This window comes from Autumnicola musiva, assembly GCF_031846585.1.
Classification (GTDB): Bacteria; Bacteroidota; Bacteroidia; order Flavobacteriales; family Flavobacteriaceae; genus Autumnicola; species Autumnicola musiva.
The window spans coordinates 72,132-95,113 of sequence record NZ_JAVRHK010000009.1 but is presented as its reverse complement, the minus strand read 5'-3'; the positions used below and the strand labels follow the sequence as shown (position 1 = coordinate 95,113).

At 33.5% G+C, this 22,982-nt stretch carries 19 protein-coding genes; 2 read left to right on the top strand and 17 right to left on the bottom strand.

The genetic code is table 11. The features are described 5' to 3' along the window. Nucleotides 1-54: 54 nt before the first annotated feature. The 5 genes from RM539_RS12840 to RM539_RS12820 all read right to left on the bottom strand — a co-directional run bounded on the left by RM539_RS12840 (nt 55) and on the right by RM539_RS12820 (nt 5,007). A complete protein-coding gene (locus tag RM539_RS12840) occupies nt 55-1,167 on the bottom strand; it encodes a glycosyltransferase (RefSeq protein ID WP_311503810.1) in 1,113 nt (370 codons plus the stop codon). A gap of 8 nt (nt 1,168-1,175) precedes the next feature. Then, entirely contained in the window at nt 1,176-2,300 is a 1,125-nt protein-coding gene (locus RM539_RS12835; protein WP_311503809.1) for a glycosyltransferase family 4 protein, read from the bottom strand. 73 nt (nt 2,301-2,373) lie between these two features. After that, nucleotides 2,374-3,201 (bottom strand): ATP-grasp fold amidoligase family protein, encoded by an 828-nt coding sequence (locus RM539_RS12830; protein WP_311503808.1) that lies wholly within the window; start codon nt 3,199-3,201, stop codon nt 2,374-2,376. Nucleotides 3,202-3,370: 169 nt separating this feature from the next. Continuing rightward, nucleotides 3,371-4,246, bottom strand: a complete 876-nt coding sequence (locus RM539_RS12825; RefSeq protein WP_311503807.1) for a GNAT family N-acetyltransferase — start codon at nt 4,244-4,246, stop codon at nt 3,371-3,373. 11 nt (nt 4,247-4,257) lie between these two features. Beyond that, the gene (locus RM539_RS12820) at nt 4,258-5,007 is read right to left on the bottom strand and encodes a polysaccharide deacetylase family protein (RefSeq protein WP_311503806.1); all 750 of its coding nucleotides are present in this window, start codon (nt 5,005-5,007) and stop codon (nt 4,258-4,260) included. Between the two features lie 307 nt (nt 5,008-5,314). Between RM539_RS12820 and RM539_RS12815 the strand changes: the two genes are divergently transcribed. Continuing rightward, nucleotides 5,315-5,983 carry an SGNH/GDSL hydrolase family protein gene (locus RM539_RS12815; protein WP_311503805.1) on the top strand — a complete coding sequence of 223 codons (669 nt, stop codon included), beginning with the start codon at nt 5,315-5,317 and terminating at the stop codon, nt 5,981-5,983. A gap of 128 nt (nt 5,984-6,111) precedes the next feature. Here the strand turns inward: RM539_RS12815 and RM539_RS12810 are convergent, their stop codons facing one another. Further along, the gene (locus RM539_RS12810; protein ID WP_311503804.1) at nt 6,112-7,815 is read right to left on the bottom strand and encodes an asparagine synthetase B family protein; all 1,704 of its coding nucleotides are present in this window, start codon (nt 7,813-7,815) and stop codon (nt 6,112-6,114) included. A gap of 341 nt (nt 7,816-8,156) precedes the next feature. Here RM539_RS12810 and RM539_RS12805 point away from each other — a divergent pair, with 341 nt between their 5' ends. Beyond that, nucleotides 8,157-9,875 carry an asparagine synthase-related protein gene (locus tag RM539_RS12805; protein ID WP_311503803.1) on the top strand — a complete coding sequence of 573 codons (1,719 nt, stop codon included), beginning with the start codon at nt 8,157-8,159 and terminating at the stop codon, nt 9,873-9,875. Nucleotides 9,876-9,957: 82 nt separating this feature from the next. Here the strand turns inward: RM539_RS12805 and RM539_RS12800 are convergent, their stop codons facing one another. From RM539_RS12800 to RM539_RS12750, 11 genes are all read right to left on the bottom strand, one after another. Next, nucleotides 9,958-11,163, bottom strand: a complete 1,206-nt coding sequence (locus RM539_RS12800; protein ID WP_311503802.1) for a hypothetical protein — start codon at nt 11,161-11,163, stop codon at nt 9,958-9,960. Between the two features lie 14 nt (nt 11,164-11,177). After that, entirely contained in the window at nt 11,178-12,224 is a 1,047-nt protein-coding gene (pseI, locus tag RM539_RS12795; RefSeq protein WP_311503801.1) for a pseudaminic acid synthase, read from the bottom strand. Between the two features lie 5 nt (nt 12,225-12,229). After that, nucleotides 12,230-13,660: a UDP-2,4-diacetamido-2,4,6-trideoxy-beta-L-altropyranose hydrolase gene (gene pseG / locus RM539_RS12790; protein ID WP_311503800.1), complete on the bottom strand. Its 1,431-nt coding sequence runs from the start codon at nt 13,658-13,660 to the stop codon at nt 12,230-12,232. Then, nucleotides 13,657-14,112 carry a NanQ anomerase/TabA/YiaL family protein gene (locus RM539_RS12785; RefSeq protein ID WP_311503799.1) on the bottom strand — a complete coding sequence of 152 codons (456 nt, stop codon included), beginning with the start codon at nt 14,110-14,112 and terminating at the stop codon, nt 13,657-13,659. The genes pseG and RM539_RS12785 overlap by 4 nt, the downstream gene beginning before the upstream one ends. After that, nucleotides 14,109-15,887: a cytidylyltransferase domain-containing protein gene (locus RM539_RS12780; RefSeq protein WP_311503798.1), complete on the bottom strand. Its 1,779-nt coding sequence runs from the start codon at nt 15,885-15,887 to the stop codon at nt 14,109-14,111. The genes RM539_RS12785 and RM539_RS12780 overlap by 4 nt, the downstream gene beginning before the upstream one ends. Nucleotides 15,888-15,908: 21 nt before the next feature. Next, a complete protein-coding gene (locus tag RM539_RS12775) occupies nt 15,909-16,691 on the bottom strand; it encodes an SDR family NAD(P)-dependent oxidoreductase (RefSeq protein WP_311503797.1) in 783 nt (260 codons plus the stop codon). A 6-nt stretch (nt 16,692-16,697) separates the two neighbouring features. Continuing rightward, the gene (locus tag RM539_RS12770; protein WP_311503796.1) at nt 16,698-17,513 is read right to left on the bottom strand and encodes an aldo/keto reductase; all 816 of its coding nucleotides are present in this window, start codon (nt 17,511-17,513) and stop codon (nt 16,698-16,700) included. A 13-nt stretch (nt 17,514-17,526) separates the two neighbouring features. After that, nucleotides 17,527-18,711, bottom strand: coding sequence for a UDP-4-amino-4,6-dideoxy-N-acetyl-beta-L-altrosamine transaminase (pseC, locus tag RM539_RS12765; RefSeq protein WP_311503795.1), 1,185 nt, complete (start codon nt 18,709-18,711; stop codon nt 17,527-17,529). A gap of 10 nt (nt 18,712-18,721) precedes the next feature. Further along, nucleotides 18,722-19,738, bottom strand: a complete 1,017-nt coding sequence (gene pseB, locus RM539_RS12760) for a UDP-N-acetylglucosamine 4,6-dehydratase (inverting) (RefSeq protein WP_311503794.1) — start codon at nt 19,736-19,738, stop codon at nt 18,722-18,724. Between the two features lie 165 nt (nt 19,739-19,903). After that, on the bottom strand, nt 19,904-20,851 hold the full coding sequence (locus RM539_RS12755; protein WP_311503793.1) for a glycosyltransferase family 2 protein: 948 nt from the start codon (nt 20,849-20,851) through the stop codon (nt 19,904-19,906). A gap of 21 nt (nt 20,852-20,872) precedes the next feature. Next, complete coding sequence (locus RM539_RS12750; protein WP_311503792.1) at nt 20,873-22,663, bottom strand: ABC transporter ATP-binding protein; 1,791 nt, start codon at nt 22,661-22,663, stop codon at nt 20,873-20,875. Nucleotides 22,664-22,982: the final 319 nt, after the last annotated feature.

Below are 22,982 nucleotides of genomic sequence, written 5' to 3'. Positions count from 1 at the left end.
TATATACGGCAAGTTTTTAGTGGAAATTAACGTAATTTAACGGTAGCCGGAAATCTACTGATCATTTTCGAGTTTTAGGTATAGTTGCTGAAACCGCAGCGCATTCTTTTTCGGATTAAATTCTTCAAAAACCAATCTATAAGCGTTTTCTCCAAATTCTTCCCTTTGCTCCTTATTCATAAGCAATTTTAAAAGTTTTGCCTCAAAATCTTCTAAATCAAAATTATTAATTAGATATCCTGTTTTCCCATCTGATAATACTTCAGAAACTCCTCCCACGTTTGTAGCAACAGAAGGCTTTCTTTGAGTTGCCGCTTCAAGAATTACTCCGGGCACACCCTCTACCTTACTGGACAGCACAAAACAATCTGCAGCAGCTAAAAGTTCAGGTATATCCTTTCGGAATCCTAAAAGATAAACGGTATCTTCCAAATCACGTTGTTTAATTTGTTCCTCTATTTCCTCATAGAGAACACCACTCCCCACGCAGAACAATTTAACATTCTGTTCTTTCTGCTTTATGCTACTGAAAACATCAAGAAGGAAAGTATGATTTTTTTCAGGGCTAAAATTTCCAATATGTATAGCTACCTTGTCTTTTGCACTAATTCCTAATTCCTGTTTATACCGATTAATCAATTGCTGATCCTGAATTTCTTTAACAGGTATTCCTCTTCTAATAACAGAAGTTTTAGACCTGGGATAATTAAAGGTATTTATAAAATCTACCACGGCTTCTTCCCCTACAGAGGAAACATGATCTATTCTCCTGAAAACCCTCTTATAAACCACTTTTTTGGGAACCGTGTTCACCCATTTACTTATCATACTTATGTTGCGATATAATACGGGAACCTTAGGAACAAAGAGAGAGGCTGCCGCCATATATTTCAGTGTATCAGAACCATTGCACTGTACTACCGCCGGACGCTTTTCTTTTAATAATTTTATTAATTTTCTCAATAAAGAAATTGAAAAACCACTGGTTTTAGCTTCAGCAATATCTAAATTTTCAGCATTTTTAACAGATAAAACATTCTGGTCATTTTTATACAATCCCACAAAAAGAATCTGATGTCCAAGTTCGATCAATTCAGCACTAAGATTAGCTGCAAAAACTTCAGCTCCTCTATATTGCCGACTGGTTACCAATTGAAGTATTTTCATATTTAGATTTAGGAGGCAATTACTTCTTTATACATATTCAGCATTTGGTTATTGATGCTCTCCATAACAAAAGCTTCCTGAAAACGTTTAAAAGAATAATTACTTAATTTCTTTCTCATATTTTCATCCTTGTATAACCTAAGGATGTTTTCTGCAAGCTGCACATGATCTCCCGGCTTACTGAAAAGAGCTCCTTTCTTGTTTCCTACCACCTCTTCCAATACTTCTATATTAGAACATATACAAGGAAGTTTTGCAGAAAAAGCTTCAATTAAAGCTCCGCCAAGTCCCTCATAATAAGACGGAAATACAAAAGCGTGTGAAGTCACCAAACGCTTTTCAACATCATGTACAAAACCATGTATCTTCACCTGTTCTTCCAGATTGTTTTCTTTAATATAAGAAAGAAGTCTTTCAGAATATTGCCCCGGCCGGCCCAGAATTTCAAGATTGACTTTAGTAAACCCATAACTTGATCTTAAATAATCAAGAGCTTTTAATATATCCAGCTGGCCCTTGGCAAATTCCTGCCGTCCTACATTAACAATGGTGAATTGTTTCCTTTTTTCGGCTTCTTCCACATATTTATTTTTGTAGCGGCCTCTATAGATAATTTTGTAATTATTTCTGATCTTGAATAATGGCTTATAATGCTGAAGCACTTTATTAGTAATAGCATGATAAAAAATTCCTGAGGTAAGGCGTGCACTCCAAACATCCATTTGTTTTGCCAGCTGAAATTTCTGCCATGGAAGATCACTGTCTTTTTTGCGTTCCAGGGAATAAGGAGTATTAACCAGACTTTGAATTACTTTTCCTTTTTTATTCTTTAGCCGAACATATCTTAATACCAGGTTTGCCTGAGTTAAAGCAGAATGTATAATATCAGGATTTTCTTTGTTTATACAATTATTCACAAAGCCGGCTTTACCTTTAAAGCCACCCGCACCCTGAAAGTAATGTATAGGAATACCAAATGAAGCAACCTCTTCCTCCAGCCCAATTTTTCTACGCTCCAGACACAGGAATTTAACTGTAGTTTCTTCCCTCTTATGAAGAAATTTGGCAAATTCTACCATTGAGCGTTCAGCGCCACCGGCGCCCAGGGAATTAATCAGTATTAGTATTTTCATATAATATAGGCTGAAGCAAAACAGAAAGATAAAGGAACCATTTATATCTTATTCCTAAACCATCTATTCTTTATTATATCATTCCGGGACAATATTTATCCCAATAGTTTATAAGTAATTTTCTTCCAAAAGGCGTAAAGCCATTTCCTCTAAACGGAGTAGGTGTAAATTCTCCGAAAACCGCACCTTTTTGAGTGGCATAAAAATCAATTCGTGCAAATATTTCGTAAGCTTTGCTCAACCTCTTAGCCTCCTGAATCATTTCCTGAAGGCAAGCCGGAGCTGGTTGAGCATCCCCATCAAGATATTCTTGTTGTACTCTTTCCAACTGGTTCCAATTTTCATCATAAAAAGATGTAGTTCCTTTTTTACGCCCTGTCCTATTTATAACCTGAATACATGCTATTTCTCCATTAAAGGAATAAATTTTATAATCGTCAGGTATCGGATATTGGCCATTCTCATTACTTACAAATTCTTCAACAAGGAAATCAAGCTCAGGATTTTCTTTTACAGCAAAGGATAATTCCTTCACAATATCTGCTTCGGAATACTCACGATCATCAAAAAGATTTTTATCACCCTGCATCAAAAATACCATATTAGCCGAATAACCTATCGTTGGTCTTATTACATATTTTTCCGGCAGATTACCAAAATTTATTTTTTCAACCTTCCGACCTTCCCAATACAAATCAGGCACTTTACAATTAAATTTTTGGGCAAATTCCCTTGAGTTGTGCTTATTATTCAACTGGAACTGCCAACGCTTAGAATCTTTCCAAACGCTTATATCGTCACTGGCATATAATTTTCGCACTAATGTCTTCCTTACTTCGGAATCTCTATAAAAAGCATCTATACGTTCATGAATTCTTCTTGTAAATTTAGAGGAAAACATGTTTTTAATCTTCCGCTTTAATCTGGTTGTGAACATATTATTTTGGAATTATATTGCTATACTTCTTCATAGAAGTACTAACAAAATTTACATTATTCAATTCTATCTATTTTAATAGAATTTTGAGATTAAAGATTTTCAAGAGCTATACTAATTCATTAATAAAATATTAAAGTCTACCTTCAAGATCTCCTGCTGAAAATGAAATTTTATCAATAATATTTTTCTTATCATTACGATATACCACCACCGACTTATTTCTTTTGATGCTGAATTTCAAACCAGTAAAATTATTTTCCAGATAATACACCACATAAATATTATGGTACTGGCATAGTCTGTGCAAAGCTAAGGATCTATAGTTTTTTTTACCAAGAGCCTCAATAATGACTAACATTTTAACTCCCTTGAATGTTTCTACACGGTAAATGATTATAACTTCTTCATTATCTATACCAATATTTACAGCTTTATAAACAGGATCTTTATAACGCCATTGAATAAATTCCTGTGTTACATGAGTGCAAAAACCGTGACGACTTAGGTCAACCTCTCTTAATGAGAGGGCTGATGTTGCAACCGGATTTAATCTCGATTTACCAGAACCAAAAGGAAAAACAAGAGCAACTTTGAAAAGTATTTGAGTGGGATAATTTTTCCACCCCATTTTTAAATATCCTGGTTTACTATTTTCATTAGGAGTGTTAAAAACAATATCTACATTCTTTAGGCATACTTCCAGCCCCTGTAGAGTAAGCTTCTTAAATATCCCCTTTCCTCTGTAATCGGGATGTGTAATAGTATCTACAGGACGAATGGCTTTTAATTTCTTACCATCCCCATAGAAGTCCCAATACATAAACATTCTTACACCAACAATTTTAGAATCATCACAGGCAAGTAACCCATATGACTTTCCAAATGGACTTTCTGTATGTTTCCACAAAAAACTGGATTCTGTATGGTTTTCGCTTAAACTGGAGCGTAGTAGCCTGATAATTTCAGGAACATCTTCTGAATAGTTTATTTCCCGGTAATTCAACATAATTGTTGTGGTTATTTAAAACGGGTATTAAATTTTAATATTTTGGAATGTAAACCGGAAACTTTCACTTTAAATTCATTTAAGTCATTATAAGTATCCACCATCAACCTTGAAATTCTTAAAGGATTTATTTGCTCTTTATTCACCTGATGATCAAACAAAAATGCCATTTTTATTCCTTCCTTTTTAAGCACTTCTTCAGTATCCATATCCCAATTTCCATTTGGATAAGCAAAAACATCATAGCCTTCAAGACCTAATTTCCTAAACCTCATTTTTGCGTTTTTAAGCTCCTCCTTTATTTCCTCCTTCTTACAATTATCTACCATAGGATGAGTATGAGTATGGTTACCCGTAGATATACCTTTTTTTTCCATCTCATAGATTTCTTCCGGAGAAAGCTGCCTGGATTTAATTTCAGGTAAAGATTTTAAATAGGCTATTCTTTCACTATTTGGAACTTTTTTAAGATGATTTACTTTTTTCCTGGCTTCAGCATATGATTTACCCTCCCTTTGAATAGCTTTTTCCACCCATCGGCACCAAAACGTATTAGAAGAACCTATCAATGATGTAATCACGAAAGAAACAGATGGCATTTTAAACTCGGCCAACACAGGTAAAGCATTTTCATAAACAGAGATATCCCCATCATCAAAGGTTATCAATACTGACTTTTTAGGTAATTTTTTGTTTTCAAAGAGATGTTTCTTTAAATCCTCGAGGCTAATCACATGAAAATGAGAATTCAAGTACTTCACTTGTCGCCGAAATTTTTCCTGGTCCGGAACTGTATGATAAGCTAATACTCTTAACAAACTCCCACTTGAAATAAGGAAAATTGGATGAAGCCCTGATAATAGATTATAAATAAAAGATCTCATATAAGTTCGTGTCTTCCTCAAATTTCAGTTTACTTACTTCTAAAAAGTTCCGGCAAAGATATTAAATGCCGACTTCTAAAAAAGGAAGTTGTTAAATTTAAATCAATGTTAACAATCAGGTTTTTCAAAAAAAATATCTTTGCTTTTTTTACCTCTTCAAGTCTTTCTAACCTGAGTTTATCAAATGGCTTTAAAATATAACCGCATTTTAATTGTAGCAGCTTCAATGGCTACCCCACGAGCTGAAGTAAAATATATTAATACATGGATTTACAAGCTTGTCAACAACTATCCGGATCTTCATATTATTGATAAATCTAAAAGAGGACTTTCATCCAGAGCATTAATTAGAGAAAGCTTACTTGAAGATTATGATCCTAATCTAGTAATAATGCAACTTGGTCTTAGCGATTGTGCCCCAAGATATTTACAAGAAAATGCTTTATCTACAAAAATCATAAATAATCTTCCCGGCTCCCTAAAAAAGACGGCTTACTATTTTGTCAAAAAATATAAATCAAGAAGAATGAAGAATGCCAATGTTAATTTAGAAGCATTCAAAAAAAATTTTGAAAATTATATAATCCGTGCTGAAAAAAAATCTATAGATATTATATGCCTTTTAATTTCACCTGTAGGTGAATCCTTCAAAATTAAGAACCCTGAAATACAAAAGGCAATTGAAGCATATAATAATGTTTTAGTTAGTCTTGATGGAAAGTATAGCCATTTTACTACCGTAGAATGCTTTACAGAAAAAACTATAAGCGAATATCTTTTAGCCGATGGGCACCATGTAAATGAATCAGCTCACAATATTTTTTTAAACAAAATTGCTCCTTTTCTTTCATAGAAAAAAACAATTTATTACCCTAAGCAGCTAAAAGAGTTGCACTTTTTAAATTAAAAGGTTACTATTTTCCATCTATTTTTAAATAAAGTAATGTTTTACTAAAAGAGAATGCATTGGGAAGTTATTATTTATTTACCCTCCTCAAGTATTCTGTTCATCCGGGAAATAATAAACATTCTAAAAGCTAAGAGATTATAGTCCATTACGTGGAATTTCTCTTTTCCCTTTACCCCTCTCTTGAATTTTTTTGGAATTAAGGCTTTTATACGTGTAATTCCAGAACCATACCAATCTTTTGAATTGTGCTGTACCCGGATTTTAGACAAAACATCGTTTATAAAATTCCTGGGGAAAATTGATGTGGACGAATGGGAGGATAATTCCCCCCGAATGATTTCAACTATTTCTTCCTGTTTCAGGAAGTGTTTTGTAGCCATAGTAGAAGAGCGACTGGCAAATTTAACATTAGGATTTACAGAATCCACAATGGTTTTAAAAGCCTTTTTATCTGTTCTCAGATGTGCAGGCATTTCCCTGATTTTCCGAACAATTCCCCTCGCTAATAATGGATTTATTTGTTCTACATAAGGCTGTTTTAAATCTGATAATGCGGAAAGAAAGGTAGGTACAAGATGACTCTGATAAAGCCTGTCCCTCCAATTTTCCAAACTTTCACTTTTTTGTTGCTTCAATTCTTGCGGAAACTCCTGAGATAGAGATTTTATGAAAGGATCATCTTTAAGATTTGAATAATCAGAGCATAAAGAAAGTCCTACAAATTTTTTTAAATGTAAATCTGAGATAAAATTATAGGATCCAAAAACTTCATCTCCTCTTATGACTCCTGTAATATTTTTTTCAAACAATTTTTTCCAAAGATTGAAACCATCTGTATATCCACCAATATGATCGATTCTTCCTTCTCCGTTAAGGCAAAACCGGTCAAGAATAATTTCAAGAGGCTCACTCGGGGGGTCGGTGTGAAAGTATCTATGTGGAAGGTCATAAATATTAGCAATTTTCTCTGCAACTTGTGCATCTGTACCATTTTGTTTTCGTGAAGCTTCCAGACCCCAGGTTACTGTTTTTAGATGCTCCCCATTTTGATCTTTTTTAGGTAATAGGCAAATATTCCCTCTACTATCATAACCTCCTGAAAGAGTTAAATTCCATTCCGAATAATCAATATCAATTTTTGAAAAAGTGGAATCAATAACCTCTTTTAATTCTTTTACATGTTCTTTGTCTGATTGCTTGTTCTCTATAAATTCAACCTGGGATGAAGATATATTTAAATCCCATGATTTCATATCCACAGTAAGGGAACTGCTACCATTCAAAAGTGATATTCTGGAATCCCAACTTAAACCCGGGCCTAACATACCAGTTGATAACACCCAGGGGATAACTTTTTTGTTAAAGGTGAAATCTCCGAGATACTGTATAATTGCCCTTTGCGATGTTGATGCCAAAAATACATCCTTATCCTTATAGTACCAGACTGAACGCGTACCTAAAATGTCTGTAACAATTTCAAGCTTCTGTTGATTGGATCTGAATATAGAAAAATTTCCATCTGGCACAAGGCCATTTACTTCATACCATTTACCTCTCTCGCCAAATGCCTGCCCAAATAGGAAACTGTTATCCTTGACTTCTATAGAATGAACAGGATTTGAAATACCTGTAATTGTTCTTTTATTATATGAAATTTTAGTTGGACGGGCCTGTATATTATCTGGATTTAAAGACTCACAAATATGCTTAACTTTTTGAATAGTATCCTGGTTAACCGTTCTATCCTTTAAACACACAAAAAGAATTTTTGACATAGATTTTATTTAAAAAAGGAAGCAACCAAAATATCTTCCTACAACCATTACTATTTTATGATTCTTAATTCTATAAAAAACACAAAGGAAAAGCATTTAAAATTAGAACAAAAGATAATACATGCCACTATAATCTTTTTTTGTTAAGGATCACAAAGACAACCCAAAAAAAATTAATACCTCCCAAAGGTAGAAAAAACCCAATATTTTACAAAAGGACTAGTGTAAAACCTATTGCAGAATGACGACGCTAAAATAATCTAAAATAAATTTCGTTAGATATAATAAATTCTACCTAATTTTGACACAATTCTTTTTTTCAACCAGAAAATTAATTTTAAATGTCCAAAATTATATATGTCTGCTATCGCAATGAATTTCCCGTAAATGAAAAAAAGAATATATCCCGCATTTGCAATGAAATTAATGCAGACAATATTAATGCAAACCCTTCTTCCATTTTTAAGGATGGGAATATTTGTTACGGCTTATCAAATCCAGTCAGCACAATAAAACATAATGGCCGGAATATTTTATTAGGTAAACTTTTTAATGAATCGGATAGTTGGCAGGAAGTAGAAACGGACTATCCGGACGGCAACTATCTAATTTGTCGTTCTAACGGTATAAAAATAGAATTAGTTACCGATCTTGTAGGCACACGTACGGTATGGTATTATAAAGATGAAGAAAAATTTATAGCCGCTACTTCTCAACGTGCCATCATTAAATTCCTGAAAGATTTTCAATTTGACGAAGGAGTAATTTCCTGGATGATTTCAAGCGGGTCTCTGGGACCGTTAAATTCGTGGGATAAAAGAATTAAAAGATTAGCTCCCGGTTCCATTACCCTGGATCTCAAAAAATGGGAGTTAAATAAAAGAAAAAACGAAGTTCATTTTTCTTATAAAAAGATTTCAGATGCTGAACATCAGGCAAACCTAAAAGATGCACTTGAAAAGAGTTTTGAAAATTTAAATGTTGATTTTAGGAAATGGACACTTTCACTTTCAGGCGGTCATGATTGTAGAGGAATACTTGCGTTGATGGATAAAGCAAAACCAGCTCAAGATAAAATAGAGACAGTTACCTGGGGATTAAGAAAAGCAGAACAAGAAAAAAAATCAGATGCTTATGTAGCGAGGGAAGTTTCAAATTATTTTAAAACATCTCATAAATACTATGAAACCGACACAAAAGAAGAAGAAGCTATAGATAGCGTGTTTACAAGATTCCTATTAAATGGGGAGGGACGCATTGACCATATCTCAGGTTATATGGATGGCTTTGAAATATGGAAAGTTTTATTTGAAAATGATATTGAGGGGGTAATAAGAGGAAACCAGGTTTTTGGACAAAAAACTCCTCATTCAGCATTCGCGGTAAGAAGTTTTATAGGTATTCCATTATGTAAAGATTTTGATAATCTTCAAAAATTTAATTATATCCAAAATCTTGAGCAAAAATTACCCGAACAACTGGACCGGCAAGAAGGTGAATCTCTTTCCACATGGCGTGACAGGTTACTACAAGAATATCGTTTGCCTGTTATTCAGGCAGCATTATCTGATCTCAAGTTTCCATACGTAGAGCAGTTTGATCCTTTATTATCCAGAGAAATTATTGAAGAGGTAAAAACACTCCCAGATCATTTAAGAGATGGGAAATGTTTATATCAGGAAATTGTAAAGCAGTTAAACCCAGGCCTTGGTTACGCCTCTAGATCAGCCACTAAGGACAAAAAAGAAATCGTGGCACAAGCAGATTTTGTGAAGATTATTAAACAGGAATTATCCACACAACATGCATTAACAATTTTTCCTGAAGATTTTCTAAATGATGTTAACTCGAAATTAAAGGACGAAAATCAAACACAAACTTTATCAATAGCTTCTTTTAAAAGGCTGATTTCATCAATTCTTCCACTTAAAATGAAAAAGAAGATCTACAAAAAGGTAATTAACCCATCATTAAATAATAATATTCTTGCATTTCGCTTAGCTATTATCTGCAGAATGACAAGAATTTTTAATGAAGACACTTCCGAATCATCCCTATAAAATTTTAATGATGGAGCTCTTTCTTTGAGTTAATAATTTAAATAGAAAGGCAGAACATTACGATATTGGTCTAAATTTTCGATTATCTTTTTTCTAACATATCTGCCTGAATCTTTTTAATAGCATAATAATATGCATTTTCCTGAATATTATTATCTTTTAAGTATTTCCTGGTATAATTTTCGTATTTTTTGACATCTAACGGTATTTTAGATATTTCGTTAATATCAACATTTTCTTCCATATCAATGGCTCTCATCCCAAGTTCTTCATGGAAAAAAATCAGGCTCTTTTTCACCCTTGGGTGATAGTTCATGATAAATTCATCTTTAAAAATAAGAAACGGTTTCTTATAAAAAATTGCAAAACTAATTGCTGTACTGGAGTGACCAAAAACTAGATAAGCGTCTCGAATTAAATCTTTAGTAACGCCAAGAAATGTTCGAAAACTGGTGAATTTTCCTTCTAATTCTTTTTTAAACTTAACTGCATCAGGATGGAGAGCAACTACCACTTCATCTAATCCCATCTTTTCCTTGATATTAAGTAGGTTTCTTTCAACCATATCATAATATTTTTGTACATACTCATCTGGAATAGGTTCTTGATAAATACCGGGGTGCGTTCTATTTAAAAAAGGAAGGCCCTGGTCAAGGAAAACCCCAACTTTTTTATCTGGGTCTATAACATGTTTTTTATCATTTTCCAAAATATTATTAACATCGTCAGCATGAACCACAATTCTATGGCTTTTTTTGACTGTCAAAAATGTTTTTGGTGGTATTAAATACTCCGTACTGCACAAGTAATAATCGGGAATAAACATCTTAAACTTTTTTCTATAAATAAATTTAAGACGGTGCAAGGGAAGAACTTTATCAGAAAATCTAAGAGCTTTAAATATGAGTTCTTTTGCTTTCCCTGATGTGGAACTAATTGAAGAAAACCGTTTAGTGAAGTAACTTAGCAATTTATCCTGTTTTCTTACAATAATATCAAGAATTGGAGCCGCAGGAATCATAAAAAAATCAAAGGCAAGAAAAAGTACAGGTTCCTCAGGTAAGTTATTCCTGAAGTCTATAAAATCCTGTTTAGTGGCACATTCTACTTTATTATCCAGGATTATATCTTCAGTTGCAGTAGCTACTGTTCCATAATACTTAGTTGCGTCCAAAAAAACAAAATCAAATCCTTCGTCTTGCAACCTTTCTAATTGAAAAAGCTGTCTTTGTGAATTACGCAACATTTTTGGACTAAAAAAAATGATTTTAAAATTCTCTTTTTTCATCTAAGTGTGCAATTTTATTGATCTGAAAGTAGTGAAAAATCCATACGGGTTCCTGTTTCCAACTTATCCTTAGCTTTTTTTCCTAGAATTTCGTTAAAATATTTAGGATGTAAACCAAACCCAGGACGGATAGATCTTACGTTCTTTTCAGTTATTGTTTCACCTGCTTCAATATCTTTAATCACATAAATAGAACGTGAAAAATCCCTTCCTTTCTTCTGCTTTTCACTTAAAGAATAATCTACATTACCAATAGCTTTTTCTGCTTCCCTTACAGCTTTCACCATTGCTGTAAATTCCTTCTCATCCATAGAAAAAGATGCATCGGCACCACCTATAGATTTGTCCAGAATAAAATGCTTCTCAATAATTTTTGCTCCAAAACTAGTGGCTACTACGGGTACTGTACTACCCAGAGTATGATCAGAAAGTCCACTTATTACACCATAACGTTCTGCCAGATCCTTAACCATTACCATGTTGGCCTCCTCAATAGGTGCAGGATAAGAAGATGTACATTTTAATAAAGCTATATTTTCATTTCCCATTCGTTTACATGCATCTAATGCTAATTCTATATCTTCAGTCCCAGCTATTCCTGTTGAAATAATTACCGGCTTACCCTTAGAAGCCATGAGTTCAATTAATGGAATATCTGTTATTTCGAATGATGCAACCTTGTATGCAGGTGCATGTAAGCCTTCTAAAAATTCTACTGCAGTGGGATCAAAAGGTGATGAAAAACATATTAAACCTTCATCCTTCGCGACTTTAAACAATTGCTCGTGCCACTCCCATGGAGTATATGCTTCCTTATAAAGATCATGCAAATATTTTCCATCCCATATAGTACCCTGGCTCAACATAAAATCAGGAGATTTAACATCAATAGTCATGGTATCTGCTGTATAGGTTTGCAGTTTAATAGCATTTGCACCTGTTCTTTTTGCAGCTTTTATTGTCTCTATCGCTGTTTCTAAACTTCCATTATGATTAGCAGATAACTCTGCTATGATAAAAACAGGACTATTTTTTCCAATATAAAAATTATCGATTTTCACTGTATCTAATTTAGTTCTTTAATAAATTTATAGTTTCCATCTTCTGAAAAAATGTTGTACCCTAACCTTTGAAAAGCTTTAATAGAAGCTATATTATCTTTCATAACGTAGCCTATTACATATTTTAAATAGGAATAACGGCTTTTTAAATTCTCAAGGCCTTTTTTCAGAATAATAATACCAAATCCCTGGCGGTGAAACTGAGGGTCAACCAGGAAATTTATTACAGCCTCATCATTGTTGATATCAAACCGAATAGATCCTATCACTTTTTTATCTAATTGTGCTATTAAATAATAACATCCCGAATTATTAAGTTTATTCATAAACCATTCAGAATGATCTATGAGCTCTATTTCCCCACGTGTAAAGGAATGAGCCCTAACAACGGAATTATTGGCCCATTGGAATGTAATTTCTAAATCTTCCTTACCAGCTGTCCGCAGAACAACATCATCTTCAATCATTATACGTTGAAAATATTTGTTAATTCTTAATGCAGAATGACCATCAATATCAACTAATGGTGCAGAAGATTGGGATATCAACTTATTGACAGCAAGTAAAATATCTTCTTTAGAAAAATTTCCTGCACTTACAAAAACTCCTTCCTTGTTATAATTTTCAAAGACATATCTTTGATTTTCAACATACATTCCTGAAATTATTTTTAAACCTAAAGATAAAGCCTCTAATAAGATGCCGCTTGAAGGAACTATGGCCAAATCTGAAATTTTCATTAATTCCAGCATTTTTTTTGCATCAATGGAATGATAAAAATCGACTTCTTTATTACCGGCCGCTATCTCTTTGATTTGCCTAACCTTTTGATGGGAGCTTCCTACAACGACAATGATCCGTTCAAATTTATCCATTCCCAACAAAACATTTAAACATCTTTCTGTGATATTTTTCAAATCGCTACCTCCAAAACAAACAAAAACTGTATTAACTTCTTTATTTATCTTTTTTTGTTTTGCCGCTTTTAAAAATTCAGGACGTAGTAAAGCATAATCCAGTCCTAAAGCAAATTGAGTATATGTTTGTGCCTTATAGTCTTCAGGAGTAATACCAGGTGCATGGTTGATGATTAAATCTGCATAAAATAATTTGTTATGTAAATCATCAATACAGATCAGTTTACTGCCTCGTCTTTTTATATTTTCCTGATAAGCTGAATCAAGTCCATAATGGTCCACTACTACAATCTCTTTTCCTGATAGATAGGAAAAAATATCTTGTTCAGAATCTATTCTCTTGACTAAAAATCCCTGATTGAGAATATCTTCTGAAATATTATCCGGGATTTCTTTGGATACAAAATTAATTTCAAAATCGTCCTTTAGCATATGAGCCAAAGCCATACACCTAACTAAATGTCCTAAACCAATTTCTGGACCTCCATCAACTCGTATGTAAATTTTTGATTCTTTCACGAAACAGGTACTTTGAAAACTAATTTCCTTACGTACCCCCTATCCTCATATAAGGCAGCATGTGCATACGAATTGGGTATAATACAGAATTGCCCGGAGTTTACTTCCAGAAGATTTTCTGATTTTTCGCTGTACAAGATATAATCTCCTTCTTCATTATAATTCTCTACAACACTATTACAGTCTTTAACATCCTTATAGGCAATAGTATCTTCGCCCTCTATGGTATAATGGATATCATAAAATTTTTTATGAGCTTCCAAGATTTCTTTATTCTGTGCTCCACTATCTTTATGTAATTTAATAACTGAAATCCCATTGGAAATTATCGCTTTATGGCCGGCTTCAATTTCTAAGTATTTCTTATTCCTGATGTAATCCTGAATAGCATTTATGGTCTCTATATCTCCATGTTTCGGAAGTATAACTTTTAAGTCGGTAGAAACTTTCATTTTATTTTTGTTTGACGGTTTAAAGTTTCGATTAGATTATTATCAGTTCTGTATTTTATGGGTATGTCATTATTTATTGATACAACTTCGGGATGTTCGTCCAGATATTTAAAAATATCTCTCACAGAGAAATTTGAATAACCTGCTTCCTCAAGATTATTATGAATTTTTCTGTATACATCTAAATCTTCCTGATGATCTAGAGTCAGCCGATAGTCCCTCACCATGTCTTTAGGCAAGTCTACCATATGTAGCCTGAAATGTTCAGGATTGTTTTGAAAATACCATGTCATGTATTCAGAATACTCTGCATTTGGGAAATGTTCTTTGATGGTCCTGAGGGCCCGAACATTAATTATTTCAAGATTTGTTCCCACCGCTGCATTTCTTGCCGTGGTATAATCTGCACCGAATTTGAAGTGTTCTTTAAGCAATATCTGGCATATTTCATTATCCATAAATGGATTATCTGCAGTAATTCGAACAATAACATCCAACTTCAGGTGTGAAGCAACATCAAGATATCTCTGTATTACATCTTCCGGATCACCTTTAAAAAAAACTACAGAATCATTATAGGTATAGTTTTCAAGTTCTTCATCTTGTTCTATAGTGGAAGTTGCCAAAACAGTATGGTTTACGTTATCAAATTTCAGTACATTCGAAATACAGTATTCAACTGAAGGCAAATTTCCAATTTTTAATAGCGCTTTCTTTTTAAGACGGGAAGATTTTAATCGGCAGGCAATAACGTTACCTATAGTTGCTTTCTTAAAATCAGAACGTTTAACAACATCCCCTTCCCTTTTTTCTACCGCCAAGATGTTCCAGTTTTCCTGTAGCTGCTCTATTTGTTTAACATTTAATCCGGCTTGTCCCGATCTTCTATAAATAAAATCTTCTTGTAAACAAACGCCGCTGCCACCCGGTTTGGATTTTTTTAACAAAGGAATCATAATTGTCTTATCAAGATACTGTTGTTCCTTAATATTAATAAAAGGCATTTCTTTAATTGATGTATATCTTTGTACTGTACCCCTCATCAATTTATACCGTTCTGGTGTTAAACTTGAAAAATGGTCATATTTTGTTTCGCGGGATTCCAGCATTACATGCTTTTCTATATAGTCAATACCACTCATAGCAGCCAAAACAGGAAGCCAAATGGCATTGTCTGATTCGCCATCAACATGGTCAGCGAAAACCAGCTTGTTAGCAAATTTCTCTTTTATAATAGGTATTTTACTGAATCCGGAATCCTCTAATGAGGTGGGATACGCCTGATATCCAAATTCGAGTAAAATTTCTTGTGGAGAAAGCTTATTTTCCACATTTGCCATTATCTTTTGAATATCCTCAACCGATTGTGCAGCTACATTAAGAATAACCTTTTTTCCCGTCAGATCACATTTTTCAAGAGCCTGAAACACTTCATAATTGTATAATACTGAACTCTGAAATTTTATTCCATGTACAAGCTCAATATTTTCACCTAAAATTTCTACTCCATATGCATCAAAAATATCAAGCCAGACATCTTTTGTAGCTCCTGCTTTTTCTATAGCTTTTTTCCATTGGTCTTTTTCAAAATAAAGTTCCTTATAAGTATTATATGAAGGAAAATCAGAGGTAGCAACTTTATCTGGATGTAATGCCTGGAACTTCATACCGACATTTTTTTCCAGGTCAGCAAAAGAATCTATAAGTTCTAAAAGGTAATCAAAATTGCCTCCATGGGTATTTGCTACTTCAATGATATGATATGTACTATGCATAATATTATATTTTGGCTTGTATTATTTAATTGTCCAACCTCCGTCAATCACTAAATTCTGCCCTGTCATAAAGTTGGAAGTATCTGAAGCTAAAAAAACAAATGCACCGCCAAGATCTTCAGGTTTTCCTATACGGTTTAGACATGTTTTCTTTTCTAATTCTTCTACAAATCCCTTTTCCTCCTGAACGGGACCGGAAGGAAAAGGACCAGGTGTAACGGCATTAACAGTGATATTAGCGCTTCCTAAATGGCTGGCGTAATACCTTGTTAATTGAATAACTCCTGCCTTGGCAGCTCCATAATGAGGTGGATTTAAGAATTGAGGGAAGTCTTTATAAACATTAAACTCCGGTGCCACCATTCCGTACATAGAAGAAACATTAATGATTTTTCCGGAGGACTTTCCTTTTAAGTAGGGAATAACTTCCCGTATACATCTAAAGACAGAATTTAAGGTTCCATCTATACCAGTGTTCCAATCTTCGTCAGACATTTCTTCCGGAGACTGACCTTTACTGTAAAATGCATTATTGATTAATATATCTATGCTACTTTTGTCGTTTATGTTGTTAAATGCTGTTCGAATGCTCTTTGAATCGGATACATCGCAATTTTCAAAAAAAAGGGTTTTATTTATATACGGACTTTCGTTAAAGGTTTCTTCAAATTTTTTGTTACTCCTTCCCAATACAAAAACGGTTGCTTCATGGTATAACAAACTTTCGGTTACAGCCTTTCCAAGATATCCGTAGCCTCCGGTGATTAAGACAGTTTTAGATTTTAAATTAAAATTATAGATCATAATTTATTATTTTTTGGGCCACCTGGAAGGTATAAGAATTTTATCAGAGATATCCTGTTTTAATTCAATCATCTTGAAACTTCCCTTTATACTTTCCAGATTTTGTGCTAATTGCTGTTCACTTTCTACACCTAAGATTACTTTATCAATGAAAGGGTTTTCCAGAACAAATTTTAATAACATTCCTGGAAGTGAGTCTTTCTGTTTTTGCAGCTGATAAAGCAAAGGTTTAACCTCTTCAAAAAAATTATCAAGTTCATTAAGCTTTGTAAAAAACAGACCCTGTAGAAAAGTGGACCTGCTATGAATTTCGCAATCATTATTTTTCAAGTCCTTAAAAAACGCTTCAAATCTTCTATCGAAATAATTATAAGGCACCTGAACCAAGTCTGGTATAAAATTGGCATTTAATAATAGCTCTAACTCTTCAGGTTCATTTAACGAAAAACCAATTTTTTCTACTTTACCAGTACTTTTAAAGCTTCTTAATTCATCCCATTGTTCAGGATATTCCAGTAATTCTAAAGGCCTATGAGCTAAATAAGCGTATAAAGAAGAAAGGTGAAGCCTTTTAAGACTTTGCTCAAGTTGCTCTAAAATTCTCTCACCTGCTGAAGGCGGCATAAATTTAGAAACTATTTTAAAGTCTTTAATCAACTCTCTACCAATAACTTCTTCTGCATTACCATAAGCCGAAGCAGTATCGAGAATACCTATTTTATTTGAAGATGCTAAATCTAAAATTTTTTTTACTTCTTCAGAAGAGGTTTTTCCTTCTGTATTGGATATACCGTATGGTAATCCAAACTGAACAGTTCCCAAACCCAATTTTGAGCTATTCACCATAAAAAGAATTAATCTTTTGAATTACATAAAGCTGCTCTTCTTCAGTAAGAACAGGAAATACTGGTAAACTTATACAATGTTTATAATAATTTTCAGCATTAGGCATATCACCCTCTTTCCAACCAAGGTTTTGGTAATAAGGCATAAGATGACATGGAATATAATGTATCTGTGCAAAAATGTTATTTTTTCCTAGGAAATTATATAGCCCGAGCCTGTTTTCTACTTCCAGTATAAATAAATGATATGCATGCCCGTTAATGTTTCCGCTGCAAGATTTTATATAATCCTTGTCTTTCAATGCTTCCGTATAAACCCGCGCAATTTCTTTTCTCTTTTTCAGCCCCTCATCTGCACGTTTTAACTGGCTTGCTCCCAATGCCGCCTGAAAATCGGTAATTCTATAATTAAAACCAAGATCCTGCATTTCCATATACCAGCCGGGATAATCATTTTCTCCGCCCGCCAGTTCAATAGAATTCACATATAAATCATTATCTTTAATAATACCATGGGTTCTTAACTGCATAAGTTTTTCATACAGAACCTTATTATTAGTAGTAATCATACCGCCTTCGCCACTAGCAATATGTTTTACGGGATGGAAAGAAAAAATAGACAAATCAGCAAAATTGCCATTACCACAATATTGTTTTTCTCCTTTAGAGTCATTAAAAAATCCACCCGGTGCATGACAGGAATCTTCAATTATCCAAAGATCATATTCATTTGCAAGTTCCCTAAAAGCTTCCATATCTACAGCTCTTCCTGCAAAATCTACGGGAATAACACCTTTATAAGTTCCCTTGGGAGCCGATTCTAAAAGTTTGCGAACCGCCTTAATATCTAATAGGTAAGTATCAGGATCTATATCGGCAAAAACTACTTCCCCGCCACAATACCTAACACAGTTCGCAGAGGCAGCAAAAGTAATAGGAGTTGTAATCACCTTATCCCCTTCCTTAACACCTAATGCAAGAGCACAAAGATGAAGTGCAGCAGTTCCATTTGAAACTGCTACCGCATAATCACTCTGAACATAATCAGCAAAACGTTCTTCAAATTCAGCAATTCGAGGTCCCTGGGTAAGATAATCAGATTTTAATGTCTCTATAACATCATTAATATCATCTTCAGTAATAGACTGTTTTCCGTATGGTATAATTTTTTGCATATACTAAAAATTAGACTTCAAAATTTGGATCTACATTCTCTTTTATAAGAGTACGAAGTTTTTCTACTGTTTCCCAATCTTCGTTCTCTCCTGAATTATATTTAAATCCCTGAGGGACACTTTTAGCGTCAAATTCTTTTACAAAATCTTCCAGTTTCCAGCGATGGGTAGTAGGAACTATAACATAATATTTCCCAAGATCGTAAGTATAAAATGAATCGGAAGAAGTTATCATTTCTTCATGTATTTTTTCACCCGGCCGAATCCCTACTACAGGTTTTTCACATTCAGGACCTATGGCTTCGGCTACATCTGTAATTTTATATGATGGTATTTTAGGAACAAATATTTCACCACCCCACGCCTTTTCTAGAGCATGCATAACCATATCAACTCCTCCCTGGAGACTAATATTGAATCGAGTCATAGTAGGATCGGTTATTGGCAAAATACCCTCTGCTCTTTTCTTTAGAAAGAATGGAATAACAGATCCGTTTGAGCCCATCACATTGCCGTACCTTACCACTGAAAACCGAATGGGATTAAAACCAACAATATTATTAGCAGCAACAAAAAGTTTATCTGAAGCCAGTTTGGTTGCACCATATAAATTAACGGGTGCCGCAGCTTTATCGGTAGATAATGCCACTACACTTTTCACCTCCGTCTCTAAACAGGCATTAATAATGTTTTCAGCACCTAAAATATTAGTCTTAACACACTCCATTGGATTGTATTCGGCAATTGGAACATGCTTCATGGCAGCTGCATGAATAACATAATCCACTCCTCTTAAGGCTCTCCTTACACGCTCATAATCCCTTACATCACCAATAAAAAACCGGAGTTGCGGATGTTGAGAAGGAGGATACTCCTGAGCCATTTCAAATTGTTTCTGCTCATCCCTTGAGAAAATAACAAGACGCTTGATTTTTGGATGATATTTTAAAATATGAGCGGTTAACGCTTTTCCTAAGGATCCTGTTCCACCTGTAATTAAGATAGATTTGCCAGCTAAGTCTAACATATGAAGATTAAAAATTTGAGATTTTATAAATAAAAAGTTTAAGAGAGGACACTTTAGACATAAGAATTTTTTTAAACTATTATAACATGAAAAATAATGAGAATTCTTACACCAGGTTATTTATCTATGAAAAACTATATTACAAAGATTATAATTCCCTTTATTTTAAGGATATCTAATTAGCTCAACCTTACGAAAAAGCCGACGTCTAATACCCCAGTATAAACGATAGTAATAATACATTAAGTTTGATGTTCTCTCTTTGAAAAAAGTTAAATTTTCATCGATTAATCGTTGATTTTCCTTTTGAAGTTTATAGTAAAGTTCTGTTTTCCTCTGTTTAACATAAACGTGATTTTTAATATTAATATAGCTCCAAATATTTTCATCAATTAATTCCAGACTCTTCATATAACCTCTTCGTCGTTTTTCAGATCTCTGTGAGCCAGTAGTTCTGTCACCGGCTCCAGATCTATATAAGGCATAAGTATTTTTGCAGAATTGAATTTCGGAGCTGGTTAAAATTATTCTTGAGAAAAACTCTCCATCCTGATTTATTATTAAATCCTCATTCCAATTTCCGGCTTTTAAAACTACAGATTTTGGAACAAGAAAAACATGAGGGGGAAAAAAAGTGAGTGCTTTACCATAAACCTCTATAAGCTCGACAGGACTTCGGGTACTAAAATAAGTTGGTAATCCGTTATATAATTTTGCCTTTTCCTGATTGGCACCAATGCCTCCCCACCTGCAGGTAGCTATAGCATTAGAACCGGATGTTTCCAGCATTTTTAACTGAATTTCCAATTTATCACTGGCTAGCAAATCATCAGAATCTAAAAACTGCACATATTGCCCTTTGGATTTTTCTATCCCAATGTTTCTACATGTATTAGCTCCTTTTTTTCTATTCTCGGGTCTTATTATATACTTTATCCTTCTATCAATTTGTTCATAGTTTTTCAATAATTTTCCAGTATCATCATTAGAACCATCATCAACAACAAGGCACTCCCAATTTTTAAAAGTCTGACGTAATACAGAATCAAGGGTGTCCTTGATTATATGAGCACGATTAAAAGTTGGAATAACTATGGAAATTTTAGGTTCCATTAAAGAATTTTTTCTCAAGAATTATATCTCCTGAAGTTCAACAAGTTTCTTAAAATACTTAGACTCTATCATTAGACTGGAGAAATTAGCAACATTGGAAACTTCTCCATTTTTCATAACAACAATCCGATCTGCATTTTTAATTGTTGAAATTCTATGAGCAACAATTAGAATAGTATATTCTCCTTTTAGCAACTCAATATTTCCCTGTATTGCTTTTTCTGTTTCCGAATCTAAAGCTGATGTCGCCTCATCCAGTATCAAAATTTCTATTTCCTTAAATAACTCACGGGCAATAGAAATACGTTGTCTTTGTCCACCACTAAGGTTTACCCCGTTGTTCCCTAAAATAGTATTTTCCTTTTCAGGAAGCTCATTTACAAAATCCAGTATTGCAGCTTGATTCACTGCTTTCCAGAACTTTTCTGTATTGTCTGGATTTTTTTCACTCCAGAAACTTATATTGTTGAATATGGTATCATTAAAAATCACAGGGTCTTGAGTAATATAACCAATTTTTTTCTGAAGACCTCCCATGTTTAAATCATCATAATTTTTTCCGTTTGCTAAAAGTTTACCTGACTCCGGAGGCAGGAGTCCGGCAATAACATTAACAAGAGTTGTTTTCCCACTTCCACTTTCTCCAACAAAAGCTACGGTTTCATTCTGTTTTATGTTTAGAGAAATATCCTTGAGAATTTTTGTTTGATTATAGTAGAAGGAAACGTTAGACAACTTTATTTCCTCAATTCTACTGTCCAAAATATTGGAACCCTTCTTTTCTTTATTTTTTCTAAGTTCTTTTTGGAAAGAAGTCATATTTTCCAATGAACCTGATACTGCCAGGAACTTATTCCATTTAACCTGCATTTGCATTAAATAGTTTAAGGCCCTATAAAAAAATAGCAAACTTATTAATATTGGACCCAGCTCTGATCCAAGAATAGACGTTTGAATGAATATTACGGCAACTACTACAAAAATCAATATTGGCTCCCTTCCTGCTATTAGTAATGAATCCAATTTCCCGATTTTGGTATTACTTTCTTTTATTTTCAGAACTGATTCTTCCAGCTTGGCGCCATATCTATGCAAAGATCCTGTAGCCTTTAAATATTTATAATTTCCAACATTTTGAATAATTAAACTTTGAAATATATTATTATGGCCGGTAAGAGTACGCGATACACCTTTAGTATTTTTATACAAAGATTTATATAGAAAATTAGTTAATACTCCTCCAACAGTAACCAATAGGGCAAATTGAGCATCCATAGTAAAAGCAAAACCCATATAAACTATTACCAAAACGCCGTCCTGAAAAGCTTTAAAATAATTGGAGTAAGCCGCCGCAACCCTATCTACTTCCCCAGATAATGTATTTTGAATCCTACCGATATCGGACATTACAAAATACTTATATGCAAGGTTATTTAAACCTTTTATATTCCTAACCCGTAATCTACTTATAAAATCTTCTCTTACATTTACATTATAGATGGACCCTACATAAGTGATTATTCCTTTCACAAAAAAGAAAATAGCCATGATCAGCAAGACAGAAAGTAACGTCATTGAAATCCCCATGTTATTAAAAAAATCAACCACAAAACGTAGATTCCCTAAAGACGCGGGGTCTACTTCTGAGGATTTATTTACCATTTGTAACAATGGCAAAAACATAGTTAAGCCAAATCCATCCAGTACACCAATTAATAAGCTTATTATAAATAAGATAAGAATTCTGTACCTTAAATAAGAGTAGAAATATGCAAAACTCTCGAAATATTTCTTAATAAATTTTTTAACCAAAGATTTCAAATTTTATGCTATGCACATTGTAAACTTACTTAACTTTGTGCATAGCATAGTTTATTAATGAGGAATAATTAATTATTTGCAACCGCAAATATAGTATTTTCTTGCCGGTGAATACTCACATTTATCTTAAAGAAAATGTAAAACACGTATGGAGATGGAATTATTTCCTCACATTTTTTGGATGACATTAATCTGGAACTTAAATTACATCCTACTTTCTCTGTAGACTTTGGCATGTATAATTATACATCTTTTAATCAGTAGTTTACCAATTACGTATGTTCCTTAAATTAACATTTTATGCCCCTCA